This window comes from Rubellimicrobium arenae (assembly GCF_017916275.1).
Taxonomy (GTDB): Bacteria; Pseudomonadota; Alphaproteobacteria; order Rhodobacterales; family Rhodobacteraceae; genus Rubellimicrobium; species Rubellimicrobium arenae.
The window spans coordinates 25,281-42,216 of sequence record NZ_JAFMST010000003.1 but is presented as its reverse complement, the minus strand read 5'-3'; the positions used below and the strand labels follow the sequence as shown (position 1 = coordinate 42,216).

Here is a 16,936-nt window from a genome sequence, read left to right as displayed (position 1 = left end):
CTCCAGCCGCAGGCCCAGGCGAGCCGACCCGCGTGAAGCGGCCGCAAGGCCCGGACGTCATCGACCCGGTTGCCACCGGACCCGCGTGTGATGCTGTTACGAGTGCATGGCGTGTTGATGCCCCAGACAAGGCCGACACCAGTTGTCGGCCTTGTCGCTCATTCCGCTCCCGGCCTGCCGGGATGCCGGTCAGGAGGCCACGCGCACCTCCACCTTGCGACCCACCCGGCCCACAGCAGTTCGGGACGCCACAGATCTTCAGACCGCCACGGCCGAGACCGAGCCTTCCTGCTCTAGGGATAGGCCGTGGACCCGTCGGGCCTCAGCTCGATGCGTCGTTCCCAGTGCACGTAGTCATCGACCTTGAGGGCCCCCTCGTTGATCGTCACCCCCCAGCCGGGCCGGTCCGGGCGCAGTTCCAGGAACCCACCGACCGGCCTGTAGGGATCCCGCACCCAGGGCGCGTGGATGGGCGGCTTGTACTCGAGCATCCGGAAGTTGGGCTGCGCGGCCGCGAAGTGGACGTTATGCGCCGTGGCCAGCGGACCCATGGGATTGTGGGGCATCACGGTGACGAAGTGTGCATCCGCGATGTCGGCGATCCGGCGCATCTCTGTCAGCCCCCCCACCACCGCGATGTCGGGCTGGATGATGTCCGCCCCGCCCGCAGCCAGCAGCGCCAGGAACTCGAAGCGGTTGTAGAGCGACTCCCCGGTGGCCAGCGGGACCGACATGCGCGACTTCAGCCTGCCCCAGGCCGGGATGTGCTCGGGGCGCAGGGGCTCCTCGAGGAAGAGCGGGTCGTGGGGGGCGAGGGCCTCGGCCAGTTGCAACGCCCGGATCGGCTCGGTGATCTTGGCATGGGCGTCGAAGGCCAGTTCGAAATGTGACGGCAGGCGCCGCCGCATCTCGCCGAACCAGGCGCCTGCCGTCGCGCAAAGCTCGCCCCAGCGGCCCTGGAACGGACTGGACCGATAGGGCGAGAGCTTGAAGGCGGTGTATCCGCCCTCCGCGTGATGCCGCATGATCTCGGCCACGGCGGCGTCCACGTCGGGCGCGCTGTAGACGCCGCAGTAGACCTGCACGCGGTCGCGGACGTTGCCGCCCAGGAGCATGTACACGGGCAGCTGTGCCGCCTGGCCCGCGACATCCCAAAGCGCGTGGTCGATCGCCGCGATGGCGGCCAGACCCAGAGCCCCGGGCGGGAAACGGGACTGCTGGATCAGCTTCTGGTTCAGGAAGGTCACGCGCCGCGGATCCTCCCCCTGGATCTGGAGGAACAGCCAGTCGAGCAGCGGGGCCAAGGCCCGGTCCGGACCGTGGTTGTAGGCCTCGCCCCATCCGGTGATGCCTGCGTCCGTGTCGATGGCGACCAGGAGCCGGGGCCGCTCGTCGACCCTCGTCATGAAGGTCCGAAGGCCGGTGATCCTCATGAGGCGAGCGCCTTGGCCGAGACGTTCCCCACGATCTGCGCCAGCCGCGCCCGTTCGTCGGTGGTCAGGCGCGGCACCCCGGGCAGGCGGACCGGACCCGTCGCCTCGCCCAGGAGGGCCAGGGCTTCCTTCACGACGGTGACGTTCGCGCCGTTGTTGTAAAGGGTCCGCATCTGCTCGAAGCCCACGATGCGGTCGATCTCCGCGCGCGCCTTGGGATAGTCGCCTGCCTCGAGCGCCGCATAGACGGCCAGCGAGATCTCGGGGAACACATTGACGAGCCCGGAGGTGAAGCCACGGGCGCCCAGCGCATAGAAGGGCGGCGCCCAGCCCTCGGCCAGCCCGCAGACCCAGATGGCGTCGCAGTGGCGCGTGGCGCGGATCGCTTCGGCGAACTGCATCATGTTGGTGGTGGCGTACTTGATCGCGACGAGGTTGGGATGGCCTGCCAGCCGGACCAGATCCGCGACCGCGGCCTCGTCCGAACGCAGGTAGGCCACCACCGGGATCTGCGCATGGTCCGCGATCCGCAGGAAATAGTCGATCTTCTGGGCAGGCCCGGCAAAGGGATCGGCGGGCCAGTGCACCATCACCGCGCCCGCGCCGTCGGCGGTCGCCGCCGAGGTCAGGGCCTTGGCCTCGGTCAGCGACCGCCCGACCGCCGCCGTCACCAGGGCGCTGCCGCCCACTCCCTCGATCACGGCCGCCTGGAGCCGCCGGACCTCGTCGAAGGCCAACGAAAAGAACTCGCCCGTGTTTCCGGCCGCGATGACGTTGCGCACCCCGGCGGACGCGATGCGGGCCGCGATCCCGGCCGAGCGCGCGGCATCCACGGCCCCCTCCGAGTCGTAGACGGTGATGGGGACGCCGGAGATCTGGCTGAGGGCGGCGGTGACCTGGGGGCTGATGCTGGGCAAGGTTGTGTCCTTATCTGCCAAAAACTGCTGTGAGGTAGAGACGGCCCGACCGGAGGACATGGGCGCTCATCCGAGCGCTGGCCTCCTGCGGCTGTCCCGCGATGATGGCTTCGGCGATGCCCTTGTGTTCCTCGAAGGCGAGGCGGCTCTCGCCGGCATCCCGGTGGATGACCCGTCGGGCGCTGCCGTCGTAGAACTGCTGCTGCGCCACCATGCGCGTCAGGTGGCGGCTGCCCGACGCGGCGTGGATCGCGCCGTGGAAGGTTTCGTTGAGAAGGATCAGGCGCGCGATGTCCGCGGCCTCGGTCGCCTCGCGCATCAGCTGGACCGTCGCCCCGAGGCGCGCGCGGCCATCGTCGTCCACCCGCTCCGCGGCGAGGGCCGCGATCGGGCTCTCGAGGGCGGCACGGGCCAGGATCATCTCTTCGGCAAAGCTCGCGTCGAAGCGGACCACGACGCCGCGCCGTGGCAGCACTTCCACGAGGCCCTCCGCCTCGAGCTGGCGCAGCGCCTCCTTCAGGGGCGTCGTCGAGATCTCCATCTCCTCGGCCAGCAGCCGTTCGTTCAGGCGCTGTCCCGACGGGAGCCGCCCCGAGATGATCGCCATCCGGAGCTGCTGATGAACATGCCCGCGCAGCGACTGCCGCGCCTCCGGAGCGATCGCGAGGGACGATCGCGGCTCTTGGCCAGTTGCCTCTTCCATCCCATCGACCTCGGCTGTTGCGGCGTTTTGAAATCTGATATATCAAGTTTCAGGGAGCGTCGAGTCCTTCTGGACGGTCGGCGAGGAAAACCGGGAGGATACCATGATTCGAACGACGACGCTGATCGGGGCGGCAATGGCCGCCCTCATGGCCGCTCAGGCCCTGCCCGCCTTGGCCAAGACTCCCTCGGATCAGCTCGTCATCGGCATGGACATGTCCTCCATGCGGGGCCTCGATCCGCAGGAGCTGAACCAGTTCGAGGCGGCCGAGATCGTCGCCAACCTTTATGACAGGCTCGTCACCCTCCCGGCCGACGACATCACCAGGGTCGAGCCGATGCTGGCGACGTCCTGGACGGTGTCGGAGGACGGCAAGAGCTTCACCTTCACGCTGCGCGACGACGTGGTCTTCCATTCGGGCAACCCGCTCACCGCGCGCGACGCCGAGTACAGCCTGCGCCGTCTCGTGAAGCTGGGCCTCGCTCCGGCGCGCGACCTCACGCAGTGGGGGCTGACGGCCGAGAACGTCGACCAGATGATCCGCGCCACGGACGACCATACGCTCGTGGTGGAATTGCCCGAGGTCTGGAACAGCGACCTCGTCCTGTATTCGTTGGCGTCGTTCTCGACCTCGGTGGTCGACAGCGCGCTGGTCGAGGAGAACATCCAGGACGGCGATTCCGGTCGCGCGTTCCTGCAGACGGCGGACGCCGGATCGGGCCCCTACACGCTGCGCACCTGGCGCGCGAACGACCTGCTGATCGCGGAAGCCTTCGAGGATTACTGGGGCGGCGCGCCGGCGATGACCCGGGTCCTTCTCCGCCACATGCCCGAAAGCACCGCGCAGCGGCTGCAGCTCGAGGCCGGCGACATCGACATCGCGACGCGCCTGTCCTCCTCCGATCTCGACGCCCTGTCCGGCAACCCCGAGATCGAGATCCAGACCACGCCCGGGGTCGGCTTCTACTACATCGCGCTGAACCAGGAGAACGAGATCCTGGCCAACCCCAAGGTGCGCGAAGCCTTCCGCTACCTCATCGATTACGACGGCCTGGCGAACTCGGTGATGCGCTACTACGGCCGGATGCAGCAGACCATCGTGCCGGCCGGGATGCCCGGGGCGCTGGAGGAGAACCCCTACAGCTTCGATCCCGCGCGAGCCAAGGAACTGATCGCCGAGGCGGGCTACCCGGACGGCTTCACCCTGACCTACTACGCCACGCCGGTGACGCCGGAGTACGAGATCGCGCAGTCCATCCAGGCCAACGCGGCCGATGCGGGCATCACCCTCGACCTCCAGGCCGGCGATCACATCGGCGACTTCCGCGAACGGAACTACGAGGTCTTCTCGGCCCGGACCGGCGAGCGCCTGCCGGACCCGCACGCTGTGCTCCAGTCCTATGCCCAGAACCCGGACAACAGCCGCGAGGCGAACCTTGCCGGCCTGATGGCCTGGCGCGCAGCCTGGGACGTTCCGGCCGAGCTTCAGGATCTGGTGACCCAGGCCGCGCACGAGACCGACCCCGCCCGGCGGACCGAGCTCTACACAACGATCAACCGGATGTACCTCGAAAGCTCGTCGCCGCTCATCACCTCGTTCCAGCGTTTGGACGCCCGGGCCCTTCGTGGCGCCGTGGACGGCTACCAGGGCCACACGACCTGGATCACGAGCTGGCACGACGTGACCAAGGCCGAGTAATCCCGCATGACCGCCACCCTTTCCCGTGCCGGTCCCGTCCGGCGTGCCTGGCTTCCAGTCCTCCGGAAGCTGGGCACGTCCCTGGCGGTGATCTCGACCACGCTCCTCGGCCTTCTGGTCATCACCTTCGTGGTCGGGCGGATGGTCCCGGCCGACCCGGTTCTGGCCATCGTCGGCGACCAGGCCGATCAGGCGGCCTACGACCGCGTCTACGAGGAGCTCGGTCTCGACCAGCCGTTGCCCGTGCAGTTCGCGCGCTACCTGGGCGACGTCCTGCGCTTGGACTTCGGCGTCTCGCACATCACCAAGAACCCGGTCGCGCTCGACCTTGCCCGGGTCTTTCCGGCCACCCTGGAGCTCGCCACGGCCGCGCTGATCATCGGCACGCTCCTGGGGGTTCCGCTGGGCGTCCTGGCCGCCGTGCATCGCGGACGCTGGATCGACCACATCGCCCGCGTGGTCGGGCTCCTGGGCTACTCGACGCCGGTGTTCTGGTTCGGGATGATGGCGATCCTCATCTTCTACGCCCGCCTCGACTGGGTTCCGGCGGGCGGACGGGTCGAGCTCTACTACGAGGGGATCGTCGAAGGGCCGACGGGCTTTCTCGTCCTCGACGCCATCCTCGCCGGAGAGTGGGAGGTGATGCGCAGCGCGCTCATGCACATGCTGATGCCGGCGCTCATCCTCGGCTATGCGACGACCGCCTATATCAGCCGGATGAGCCGCAGCTTCATGCTGGAGCAGCTCCATCAGGAGTACATCCTGACCGCGCAGGCCAAGGGCGCGAGCCGCCACGCCGTGATCTGGAAGCACGCCTTCGGCAACATGCGCGTCCAGCTTCTCACCGTGATCGCCTTGGCCTATTGCGGCCTGCTGGACGGCACGGTGCTGGTCGAGACGGTCTTCGGCTGGCCGGGCTTGGGCCAGTATCTCACGACCGCCCTGTTCTTTGCCGACATGAATGCCGTGCTCGGGGCGGTTCTCCTGATCGGCCTGATCTCCATCGGGGTGAACCTTCTGTGCGACATCGTCTACCGCATGCTGGATCCGAGGACGCGATGACCGACATGGCCGTTCCATCCCGCCGCCATCGCCTCCACGCCTGGCTGGTCGACGAAGAAGTCACCTCCGGCCGCCAGGCGCGGGCGCAGCAATGGTACCGGGGCTTCCGATCGCTCACGTCCAGTCCCGTCGCGGTCCTGGGGCTGCTGATCGTGGCGGCGCTGATCCTCGCGGCCCTGTTCGCGCCGTGGCTCGCCACGCATGACCCCTATCGCCAGGATCTGACCCTGACGCTGCTCCGGCCCTCGGCCGAGCACTGGATGGGCACGGACGAGCTTGGCCGCGATGTCTGGTCGCGTCTCGTCTACGGCGCCCGGACCACGCTCTACATCACCATCCTGGTCACGGTGATCGTCGGCCCGATCGGCTTCCTGATCGGGGCGGTCGCGGGCTACGCGGGGGGCTGGGTCGACGTGATCCTGATGCGCGTGACCGACATCCTGCTCGCCTTTCCCAGCCTCGTTCTGGCGCTGGCGTTCTCGGCCTCGCTGGGGCCGGGCATCGGCAATGCGGTCCTTGCCATCGCGCTGACCATCTGGCCCCCCGTGGCGCGGCTCGCCCGGGCCGAGACCCTGACGGTGCGCAACTCCGACTATGTGGCCGCGGCCCGCCTCCAGGGAGCGTCGATGGGACGGATCATCCGCCGGCACATCCTGCCGATCTGCCTGCCCTCGATCATCGTGCGGCTCACGCTGAACATGGCGAGCGTCATCCTGACGGCAGCAGGGCTTGGCTTCCTTGGCCTCGGCGCCCAGCCGCCGATCGCGGAATGGGGCGCCATGGCGGCGTCGGGGCGCGAATACCTGATCGACGCCTGGTGGCTCACGACCTTCCCGGGGCTCGCCATCCTCACCGTCTCGATGGCCTTCAACCTGCTGGGCGACGGGCTGCGCGACGTGCTCGATCCCCGCAACGGCTGAGAGTGACATCATGAACGAACCCATCCTGTCGGTCCGGAACCTCAATGTCACCTTCCCGGGCCTGGGCCGCGTCACGCACGCGGTCCGCGGCGTGTCCTTCGACATCGGGAACGAGAAGGTGGGGCTGATCGGCGAAAGCGGCTCGGGCAAGTCCCTGACCGGCCGGTCGATCATGCGGCTCCTGCCCAAGGCGGCGATCCCGCGGGCGGACCGCCTGCGCTTCGACGGCCGGGAAATCCTGGATCTGCCCGAGGCCGAGATGCGTCACCTCCGGGGGCACCGGATCGCGATGATCCTCCAGGACCCGAAGTTCTCGTTGAACCCGGTGATGTGCGTGGGCGACCAGATCGCCGAGACCTGCCGCATCCACCTGAAGCTCGGGCGCCAGGACGCGCGCCTGCGGGCCATGGAGCTGCTCGAGAAGGTGCATATCCGCGACCCCGAACGCGTCTATCCCCTTTACCCGCACGAGGTGTCGGGCGGGATGGGCCAGCGCATCATGATCGCGATGATGGTGGTCGCCCGGCCATCCCTCATCATCGCGGACGAGCCGACGTCGGCCCTCGATGTCAGCGTGCGCGCCCAGGTCCTGCGGCTCCTGGACGAGTTGCGGTCCGAGACGGCGACCGGGCTGCTCTTCATCTCGCACGACCTCAATCTGGTGCGGCGCTTCTGCGACCGGGTCATCATCATGTACGCTGGGCGGATCGTGGAAACTCTCCCCGCAGCACGCCTCCACGAGGCCGAGCATCCCTACACCCAGGGCCTTCTCGCGGCCCTGCCCCGGCTCGACCGCCCGGTCGACCGGCTCGCCGTGCTCCGGCGGGATCCAACTTGGACCGAGGAGGTCGCCCCATGATCGACGTGGAGAACCTCAACGTCTTCTACGGGCGCGGCGCCCAACGATTCCATGCCGTGCGCGGGGTCAGCTTCCGCGTCGCCCGGGGCGAGACCTACGGCCTCGTGGGCGAGAGCGGGTCGGGCAAGTCGTCGGTGCTGAACGCCATCGCGGGACGGCACACCGACTGGACGGGGTCCGTCCGGCTGGATGGGACCTCCGTCGATCCCATGCGACGGACAACCGTTGACCGCCGCAAGATCCAGATCGTGTTCCAGGACCCCTACGGAGCCATCCACCCCCGGCACACCGTAGGCTCCACCATAGCGGAGCCGCTCGAGATCCATGGGCTCCCCGATCCGGGGGCGACAGTCGAGCGGCTGCTCGCGCAGGTCTGTCTTCCGCCGCGCTTCCGCTGGCGCTATCCCCACCAGATCTCGGGAGGCCAGCGGCAGCGCGTTTCCATCGCCCGGGCCCTTGCCCTCGACTCCCCCATCCTGCTCCTCGACGAGCCGACATCGGCGCTGGATGTCAGCGTGCAGGCGGAGGTGTTGAACCTTCTTCAGGATCTGCGTTCCGAACGCGGGCTGACCTACCTGATGGTCACGCATGACATGGGTGTGGTGGGTCACATGTGCGACCGCATCGGCGTCATGCGCGACGGCCAGATTATCGAAGAACTCACGCGCGAGGCGCTGATCGCCGGCCGCGTCGCCCACCCCTACACGAAGGAGCTCCGGGAGACGGCCCTGCTGGTGGGCTGAAGGCCATCGCTGGCCATCCCTCCTGGGATCTGGTCCGGCAGGACCTGCGTGAGTGAGCTTGGCGCTGAGACCGGCAAGGTCGCGATCACCCGACGACTTGCGAACCGCCTTGCGGTGGCAGGCATTCCGGGCCGGTTAAGCACTCCGGACTCTCGAGGCCACCTCATGGGACTACAGCGTGAAGGATACCTTGGGCCTGCCGGGCTGACCCGTGAGTCCTGGGGCCAAGCGCCTGGTGCGCCTGTGGTCCTTATTGCAGCGCATCGCTCCGTGCGCTTGATGGATTCGACGCCGGCGCGTCATGCTGACGTCCTCGCACAACTCGACCTGACTTCGGACCGCGCCCGCTTCAGGACCTGCCGGCGCTGAGAGCGGGCGCACTCAGGCTTGGGCCCAACGTCAGGCAAGTCCGCTCGCCCAAGCAAAAGCCGAGCGATCGGCCCCCTGTCTCAAAGCCCGCCCCGCCTTGGGCGACCGGGCATCAAGGTGATGCCCGGCCCGTGCCTCGCCCAAGCTGAGCCCCCGGATGCGCAGCTTGAGAAGCGAGGTGGGCGCGCGACACTGGTTCCAGTCGCGGGAGCCTTAACGTAGTCGGCAGCGAACATGTCGACCGGCCTTCCTGCGCAGAGTGGCCGACCGCCCCGGCGCATCTGCGCGTCGACCCTCCGGCCTCAAGTCCTTGCGCTGCGCAGGCGCGCGCTGGACCGGGACCGACCCACGCACGGTCCCGAGCCTTGGCCCACGCACCACGTTGGCCCTTCCTCATCAAACCGACTCGGCGCCCGCGCGCCGCGACTGGAAGTCAGGTCGACCTTTCTCCCGTCGGCGTCTGATCGGTCAGAGCCGATCCAGATGCCGCCTGCCTATTCCAAGTGCACGACGAGGGGCGCACTTCCGTGCCCCCATCCTCCCGCCTACTGCGCGACTTCCATCGACCACATCGGGCCATATCGTCCGACGGCGCACTCCCTCCAGCTTCGCCACGACCACCGAGCGACAGGCCCGGAGGCGAACTAAGTTCTCAACCCACTCGAAGCCGAGCCAAGATTGCGGTTCTTCCACCTGCCGTCCAGCCAAGCCCCCAAGAACATTGGCACCGGACTACTGAGCAGAAACGCCGCCAAGTATCCTTCACTGACGTTACCTTTCCCGATCATCAGCGCCACGATATAGATGTAAAATATGTGAACCGAGAAGACCTGCAGCGAATGCTGTCCCAAGAAAACGAAAGGTTTCCAAGTGACTACTGCCGCAAAGCCATGCGAAACAATTCGCAGGACTCCACTTTTAGACGACGGGCCAGCGACCAGCAACCAAGTCAGGAGAAAGGCATCCACCAGGAAGGACGCAAGATAGATCGGACCGACATCATTTTTGCTCATCAGACCAAATCGCGAGCCATGGAGATCTCCACCATAAATGATATCAATGACACGCAGAAACACCGGGGCCAAAAAGATAAAGAGAGCCATAGCCAGGTAGACGATGATTTCCCAACCCGATCTTGCAACGGATCGGACCGGATTCCTACCAGTCGCTATAAGTATCCGATCAAGAGGCCAACAGAAAACAGCAGTTGCCAGCCCATCAGGTCGAAGTAGATGCCAAAGACCACCTCACTTTTTTGAGCCCAAGGAAGCGCTCTGCTCGACTGGTCAGGAACTCAGAGAGACCCGTCTGAGCCAGCAGCCATAGCAGTATGCTTGCTACCATGACCTGAACCACGTAGCCGCGACGGAACAGCCGTAACACGAGTGGCGTCCCCGCAAGGAACATCATGTACATCGGAAGGATGTCCATATAGCTCAGATCGGCTGAAAGGCTTAGCGCAACCAACTTGCTCCGCAATGGATCGCTCATGAATGGATGAAGCTGGCGGACCTCCAAACTCAGCCCAAGCGCTATCCCTGACATCAGAAGGAGAACAAAGATCAGAGTTGCGTGATAAAGATACAGAGTCCTGACACGGGTGAGGACGATGCGCGTCATCCCGTCAGTACCTACCCGGATCATCCGGCCAGTGTAAATGAACCCGGCCATCAAGCCCGACAGAAAGACGAATCCGTTTGAAGCATCAGCCAAGCTAATATCGTGGTGGCTTATTTTGCCGAGCCAAGAATTAACCACTGCCTGCATGTGCGAGTGCATCATCAGAATCAGAAAGATTCCACGCAGCCCATCTAGGGAGTGAAAGCGCATCAGCTTATTGGAACTCCATGTATACGCCGGTCAGGCTTGGTCGATTTTCGCAGAAACAATCAAGGCAGTTGACAAAACCGCAAGGCCGCCACCGCTTTGGTGCATTTCCTGTCTCCATGGACCTCCAAGATCTGCTGGACGGAAATGCTCACTGAGTGCAGCAGGTTTCGTTGAAACCTGCTGCCGTAATGTCTGGATCTTGCCCGCCAACTGATGTCGTGCGGCGGGCTGGCCCTTGGATTTATGACATGAGAACTTTGGATATGTTCGCCAGCTGAACCACTCTAGGCCTCAGGGCCAAGTGGCGGATCCGCTGGCATGGGATCGAGTTTCTCCGGGATCGGGTGCGGACGCCGGAATATTTCGTAAGCAGCCGCGGGATCGCTTTGGACAGCAATATCGGAGCGGACCTTCGAGTAGTCATGGAGGTTGGCGGCTCCCAGAAGAACTCCGACGGCGGCCATGACAAGAAGCGGCCAGCGCGCTCTCATCTGCGAAAGGCCTAAGGCGATGAATGTCGCAGCAATCGGCACGTAGTTGGGCGCAAACAGAAATGCATGACGGCGATCATAGAACGTATGCAGGATGAAACCTGCCAGCGGGAAGAGAGCAAGCGCAAGAGGCACGGGACCCAGCGATCTCAGGCAGAAACCGAGCACCGCCAACATTCCCAGGCCAGCCGCGATGGCGACTGGGCTTTCGGGCGAGAGCGGGGATACCGCGTAGGCTCCACCCAGGATCGGGGCCGGAAAGGCGCCGACGTATCTGGTTTCAGAAAGGATCTGCAACAGCTGAGGGATCGAATCGTTGCGCAATGCGTAATATTGAACAAGCCAAGCCAAGGCCAGCAGACCGATTCCAGCGAGCGTATCGCTCGCCAGTTGAGGACCGACGGTCACCAGATGCCGGATCGGCCGCGATCTGACGCTCCAGCCCGCGAGCGCAAGCATTCCAAGACCCCAGGACAGCACGTTCGTCAGCACCATCGAGATGGCAACCACAAAGGCACCGGCGACGGCCAGGCGCCGCCATGCCGGATCATCGGGCAGAGCGCGGAGCAGGATGGTCAGGAGGAGCACCGAAGCTCCGCCGAGAACATGCGTCTCGGGCACCGCGATCCAGAAAACGAAACTGCCCGATCCGAGCGTCAGCACTGTGGCCGCCGTCGCTGCCAACCTTCCACCGCCCCATACTCGGGTTGCGATATAGGTCAGCGAAGCAATGGTGACTGCGATCAGGCTATAATACGCCAGGACGGCGACGTCCAAGCTCGTATCGCGTCCGGCAACAGCACGAACCAGGACACCCAATGCGCCGAACAGGGGGTGCACCGACAGGCGATCGAACCTCGAGTTCGGGTCGAAGAGATTGGTCAGCACACGATCGGTGTCCGAACCATAATAGACGTTGTGCCTTGGGATCAGGCCGCCGCCCGCCCCATGAATGACATAGGTCGCCGCAACAGCAATGGCAGCCAGCCCCAGGATTGCCGCCCCATCGAAAGCCAGTTCCCGCATCTGGAAAACTCGGGGGCTACGTTGCACGCGAACGGGATTCCCCGCGCTGTAAACTGTCATGATCGGAAACCCGTTCTATCCTTTGGTGACAAACAAAATGCCAAGAACAATAAGCGCGCAGCCCGCCAATTGGGACAAGGACACGGTCTCGCCCAGAACGGTCACACTCAACATGAGGACCACGGCGAAGCCCAAGCCTACCATGGGGTAAGCTACGGAAAGTTCGATGCGCGACAGCACATAGACCCAGATTATGGCAGACGCCGCGTAGAGACCGAAGCCGAGCAGGAGCGGCCAATTCCATAACAGGTTCCCGACCTGCCCCATAAATCCAGTGCTCTGCCCAGCACCTGATAGGCGGGTTGCACCCATCTTGAGCAAGAGCTGCCCGAACGCCCCTAGAACTATGCTGAGCGTCGCCGCGAAGTAGCCTGCAAACTGTGTCATGATGCTGTGGACGCGGCAAAGGCAAGGAACATGAGGCCCAGGGCATAGTGGCTCTTGCGATCCCGAAGGGCGAATACGATGGGATCGTGATGCATCTCGCCTCGCCTCACCTTGAGCCAGACCCGGTTCAGCCAGTAGAGGAGCACGATCCCGGAAATCATCAGGAAGTCCGGATGAGGGTACATCTGCCGGATCAGCGGATCCTGAGTGTAGATCATCAGCACGATCACGGCGGAATAGGCCGAGATGACGCCGATCATCGTCATCACCTCAAGGTCACCGATCTGGTAGCCTCTCCGGCCACTCACGCTGCGGCCTTTCTCGGCATACATCACGAGTTCAGAGCATCGCTTTGCGGCGGCGAGCGATAGAAAGAAGAACACGCAGAAGGACAGGAGCCAACTCGAGATCTCGATTCCCGTCGCCGCCGCGCCGCCGACCACCCTGAGAGCGTAGAGGCTGGCCAGCCAAAGGATATCGATCCCAGGCTTGGTCTTGACGTAGAAGGAATAGATCGACGTCGCAGCGATATAAATCGCGACCACAAGCGCCAAGCTGGGTGCGACGGCCAAGGCGATCAGGATGGATGCCAGATTCAGGACGACCGTCGCAGCGAGGGCGGTCTGAGGGCGAATGAGCCCTGCCGCAATCGGGCGGTGCTGCTTCTTGGGATGATGCCGGTCATCCTCGATATCGGCCAGGTCGTTGACCAGATAGATGCCAGAGGCGGACATGGAGAAGCAGACGAAGGACAGCAGCGAGAGCGCCAATAGCCCCATATTCCCCCAGCTGTGTGCCGCGAGGACCGGGAGGAAGACGAGCAGGTTCTTCACCCACTGGTGCGGCCGCATCGCGGCGAGCAGGTTCCGGTAGCTGTCCTGCGTGAAATCGAAGGTCTGGCGCGGCTTCCTGAGTTCATTGACGGCCGAAATGACCGAGGGTCGAAGGTTGACCGTTCCGATCTCGGAGGCTGCCGACCAGATGGCCAGGTCACTCCTGTCGTCGCCGATATAGGCAAAGGACTGCTGGCCGATCTCTCCTTCGATCGCCTTCAGCTTCGTTGCGCCCTTGAGGTTGCGTTGCGCATCGCTCGCCATGACGCCCTGGAACAATCCCAGGTGATCTGCGACCGGCTCGGCAATGGAACGGTGGGAGGCAGTCGCAAGATAAAGGGGATGCCCGTCCACGGCGCGCTCACCTAGCCATGTCACCAGCTTTTCATTGTACGGAAGCGTTGCCGCGTCGATCGTGACGTGCTTGCTGACCTCGTCCTTGAGTCTCTCGGGCCTTTTCGCATGTGCCATGAGGAGCCTCAGTGCCCGAGGCAGAGACCGGGAGCCCAACTGGCAGAGGCTCTCAACCAGCAGGTCGCCTTTGATGAGGGTGCCATCCAGGTCGACGATGATCGGGTGCTGCTTGGGGCCGTGCGTCAGAACTGTGTTATTTTTGTCTTCTTGTTCGATGGCGTGTCGTTGCGACGCCGAGTCGTCGAGCACCTAATTAGTTCGACCTGAACAACGACGAAGCCTTTGGTAGAGTGGTGGAAAGCTGAGGTTTCGGTCGATTTGGCTTGCAGGATTCCATAGGATTCCGGCCAGAACCCTGCAATTTCGGTCTGCCGCATGAAGCACCGCCCGTGTCCTCCCGAGCAGGATGATCTTCTCCGTCCGCGGCTCGTCGACCTGATCGACATGCGCCATGAGCTGGTGAAGCTCGCAGCCCTCATCGACTGGGAGTTCTTCGAGCGGGAGTGGGCGGGGTTCTTCCCGTCCACCACCGGCCGGCCGGCGACCTCGCCGCGGCTGGTGGCGGGCCTGCTCTACCTCCAGCACGCCTTCCGGCTCTCGGACGAGGCCGTGGTCGCACGATGGGTGGAGAACCCGTACTATCAGCACTTCACCGGGGAGGTGTTCTTTCAGCACCACCCGCCCATCGATCCCACCTCGCTCACCCGCTGGCGCAAGCGCATCGGCGAAGAGGGTGTCGAGTGGCTGCTGACGAAGACCATCGAGGCCGGCCGCGCCTCGGGCGCGGTGGCGGAGCGGAGCCTGGAACAGGTCGCGGTCGACACCACGGTGATGGAGAAGGCCATTGCCCACCCCACGGACTCCCGGCTGCTGGAGCGGGCCCGGGCGCAGCTGGTCGATCTCGCGCGGGAGGCAAGGATCGAGCTGCGGCAGAGCTATGCGCGCCTGGCCCCGCGGTTGGCCGTGCAAATCGGCCGTTACGCCCACGCGAAGCAGTTCAAGCGCATGCGCAAGGCTCTGCGCAAACTCAAGGGCTACACCGGGCGTGTCCTGCGGGACCTGCGCCGCCAACTCGATGAGATCCCCGCAGGGCCGTTGCGGGAGCGGGTGCTCGACAAGCTGGTCCTCGTCTCGAGGCTGCTGAACCAGGGCGCGAAGAGCACCGGCAAGATCTACGCCCTGCACGAGCCGGAGGTGGACTGCATCTCCAAAGGCAAGGCCCGGGTGCGGTACGAGTTCGGCTGCAAGGTCAGCGTGGCCACCACGTTGGCCGAGGGCTTCGTGGTCGGCATGCGGTCGCTGCCGGGCAACCTCTATGACGGCCACACCCTGACCGAGGCGCTGGAGCAGGTCGAGATCCTCACCGACCAAAGACCGCGCCTAGCCGTCGTCGACCGCGGATACCGCGGCCACAGCGTTGAGGGCACGCAGGTCCTGATCAGCGGATCGCGGGGCGGCCTGACGCCAACCTTGGCGAAGGCGCTCCGGCGCCGCAGCAGCATCGAGCCGGAGATCGGCCACATGAAGACCGACGGCCGCCTTGCCCGCTGCGGCCTAAAGGGCACCCTCGGCGATGCCCTCTTCGCCGTCCTCTGCGGCTGCGGCCACAACCTCCGCAAGATCCTCGCCCACCTCCGGGCTTGGCTTGCCCAGATCATGGCCGCGATCCTCGCCCTCATCCGGGCCGTGCAGGATCGCCCATACGGCTACGCCATCGCCCAATCGGGTTATTCAGGGTGAACTAATTATCTCCAAATTAAGAAACAACCGTCATAATGAGGCGGTTGCCGCCGGGACGGACGAGCAATAAGGCTGATCTTTAGGAAGTGCGGTTTTTGCGTGGCGACCTGGTGGTATCGTCATGACGCCACCTGCCGTGCGCCTCCCGGATCGGGGCAGCGGCCCAGGGCTGCCGGCTCCAAGGTCGCGCGGGCAAGCAGCCGGTCACGAACAGCCGCCTGTCGGTCGTTTGGGGATCATCGCCCGGCCGTTCGGTCAAGCGAGCCTTGGAAAGCGTTCCGTGAAGCTGACGAGGTCGGACACCGGATGCGAGGGAGCCGGACCTCTTGGCTTGTCCCGCACCCATCTCGGGGTCCGCGAGGCAGGCCGGAGCACCATGGATCTCGCCTGCGCCCACGTTGAGTGGTCGGCAGGGTCCCGTCGGACCAAGGCGGCCTCGTCCTGGTTTCGCTGGCGCAACCCGATCCCGAGCCGGGCCTGGCTTCCGCCAACTGGCGAGGGTGGCGGTTCAGACCTTTCTATCGGCATCCCGTTTGGTCGGGGACCAGCTCGGCATCGTGGTGGCGATCCTCTGGCGGCGGACGTCCGCAGACGTCACCTTCGCCAGAGCCCGAGCATGATCGGCTGCTGCCGTCGGAGCCGCTGGCACGAGTTCCGGCTCGGTTGCTGGCCCATCGCTCGGTGATCTGCTTTTCCTGTGGACACCGAGGTCGGTCAGGGCCGCGCCGCAGGAGCGGTGGTCGATCACGGATTCTCCAGGTCACCCCTGCCGCATTGTCAACGTCCTCAGGAACGTCAGGGCTACGGTCCTGTCGGGGCCGCAAGCACGAACGGCTCAAGCGCCGCGCCCACAAGCCCGGTCTTCGTTGGAGGCGACCGCCCAGGCCAAGACGGCGGGCCAAGCCGCCCGGCCACCAGCGACAAGAGCGCCCTATGTGATGCGACATGATGTTTTTTGATTGCCTGCGTTCTGGCGGATCAGGGCCTGGCATATCACGACCGCGCAACCCTTGATGTCCACACATCCTGCAGTCGGCGACCAGATTGGCGGTCCGCTCCCATTGCTGTCCTTAAGGGATGATGTCACGGTGGCCCCTCATGAATTGATTGACAACGCCAATAACTCATCAGAAAACCTCATCGGAGGTGAGGAGGCATCTCGACGGTCGGCTGCGGGACGTGGCTGCAGGATCGCACGGTCCTGTTCGCAAGGGTCCCCCGTCGCCGCGCACGGCCAAGGATCATCGACGGAGGCATGGACGGCCAAGTACCGCGGCCTTCGGCAGAACGGAACTAGCGGCCGTTCACGAACGGGAGGGGGGGACAGGCATGACATACGAGAGGGGTTCGGCTCCGGATCGAAGGGGCCGGACAAGCGGCCTTGGCGGCGGCGCCATGATCCTGGCGGAACAGCCGACAGCCTGTCGCGAGGGTAGGCACCACGTGCGGG

The 16,936-nt window shown here is 65.0% G+C and carries 14 protein-coding genes; 6 read left to right on the top strand and 8 right to left on the bottom strand.

The features are described from left to right. Nucleotides 1-293 precede the first annotated feature (293 nt). From J3P31_RS05015 to J3P31_RS05005, 3 genes are read right to left on the bottom strand one after another with little or no spacing between them, the layout of a single operon-like run. Entirely contained in the window at nt 294-1,433 is a 1,140-nt protein-coding gene (locus tag J3P31_RS05015; RefSeq protein ID WP_210527323.1) for a mandelate racemase/muconate lactonizing enzyme family protein, read from the bottom strand. Then, entirely contained in the window at nt 1,430-2,350 is a 921-nt protein-coding gene (locus J3P31_RS05010) for a dihydrodipicolinate synthase family protein (protein WP_210527322.1), read from the bottom strand. The genes J3P31_RS05015 and J3P31_RS05010 overlap by 4 nt, the downstream gene beginning before the upstream one ends. Nucleotides 2,351-2,360: 10 nt before the next feature. Next, the gene (locus J3P31_RS05005; protein ID WP_210527321.1) at nt 2,361-3,053 is read right to left on the bottom strand and encodes a GntR family transcriptional regulator; all 693 of its coding nucleotides are present in this window, start codon (nt 3,051-3,053) and stop codon (nt 2,361-2,363) included. A 103-nt stretch (nt 3,054-3,156) separates the two neighbouring features. Between J3P31_RS05005 and J3P31_RS05000 the strand changes: the two genes are divergently transcribed. From J3P31_RS05000 to J3P31_RS04980, 5 genes are read left to right on the top strand one after another with little or no spacing between them, the layout of a single operon-like run. Next, entirely contained in the window at nt 3,157-4,752 is a 1,596-nt protein-coding gene (locus tag J3P31_RS05000; protein WP_210527320.1) for an ABC transporter substrate-binding protein, read from the top strand. Between the two features lie 6 nt (nt 4,753-4,758). Next, nucleotides 4,759-5,814, top strand: coding sequence for an ABC transporter permease (locus J3P31_RS04995; protein ID WP_210527319.1), 1,056 nt, complete (start codon nt 4,759-4,761; stop codon nt 5,812-5,814). After that, on the top strand, nt 5,811-6,734 hold the full coding sequence (gene nikC / locus J3P31_RS04990) for a nickel transporter permease (protein WP_210527318.1): 924 nt from the start codon (nt 5,811-5,813) through the stop codon (nt 6,732-6,734). The genes J3P31_RS04995 and nikC overlap by 4 nt, the downstream gene beginning before the upstream one ends. Nucleotides 6,735-6,744: 10 nt before the next feature. Continuing rightward, complete coding sequence (locus J3P31_RS04985; RefSeq protein WP_210527317.1) at nt 6,745-7,593, top strand: ABC transporter ATP-binding protein; 849 nt, start codon at nt 6,745-6,747, stop codon at nt 7,591-7,593. Further along, nucleotides 7,590-8,336, top strand: coding sequence for an ABC transporter ATP-binding protein (locus J3P31_RS04980; RefSeq protein WP_210527316.1), 747 nt, complete (start codon nt 7,590-7,592; stop codon nt 8,334-8,336). Before J3P31_RS04985 ends, J3P31_RS04980 begins: the two co-directional genes overlap by 4 nt. A 1,013-nt stretch (nt 8,337-9,349) precedes the next feature. On the opposite strand, the gene opgC (J3P31_RS21585) is transcribed toward J3P31_RS04980, so the two are convergent. The 5 genes from opgC (J3P31_RS21585) to J3P31_RS04955 all read right to left on the bottom strand — a co-directional run bounded on the left by opgC (J3P31_RS21585) (nt 9,350) and on the right by J3P31_RS04955 (nt 13,995). Beyond that, nucleotides 9,350-9,877 carry an OpgC domain-containing protein gene (opgC, locus tag J3P31_RS21585; protein WP_368373029.1) on the bottom strand — a complete coding sequence of 176 codons (528 nt, stop codon included), beginning with the start codon at nt 9,875-9,877 and terminating at the stop codon, nt 9,350-9,352. A 46-nt stretch (nt 9,878-9,923) separates the two neighbouring features. Then, nucleotides 9,924-10,535: an OpgC domain-containing protein gene (gene opgC / locus J3P31_RS21580; RefSeq protein WP_210527315.1), complete on the bottom strand. Its 612-nt coding sequence runs from the start codon at nt 10,533-10,535 to the stop codon at nt 9,924-9,926. Between the two features lie 284 nt (nt 10,536-10,819). Further along, complete coding sequence (locus J3P31_RS04965) at nt 10,820-12,052, bottom strand: hypothetical protein (protein ID WP_210527314.1); 1,233 nt, start codon at nt 12,050-12,052, stop codon at nt 10,820-10,822. Nucleotides 12,053-12,127: 75 nt separating this feature from the next. Continuing rightward, nucleotides 12,128-12,499, bottom strand: coding sequence for a DMT family transporter (locus tag J3P31_RS04960; protein ID WP_210527313.1), 372 nt, complete (start codon nt 12,497-12,499; stop codon nt 12,128-12,130). Further along, a complete protein-coding gene (locus J3P31_RS04955) occupies nt 12,496-13,995 on the bottom strand; it encodes a UbiA family prenyltransferase (RefSeq protein ID WP_210527312.1) in 1,500 nt (499 codons plus the stop codon). The genes J3P31_RS04960 and J3P31_RS04955 overlap by 4 nt, the downstream gene beginning before the upstream one ends. A gap of 126 nt (nt 13,996-14,121) precedes the next feature. On the opposite strand from J3P31_RS04955, the gene J3P31_RS04950 reads away from it, so the two are divergent. Continuing rightward, nucleotides 14,122-15,486 (top strand): IS5 family transposase, encoded by a 1,365-nt coding sequence (locus J3P31_RS04950; protein ID WP_210527311.1) that lies wholly within the window; start codon nt 14,122-14,124, stop codon nt 15,484-15,486. Nucleotides 15,487-16,936: the final 1,450 nt, after the last annotated feature.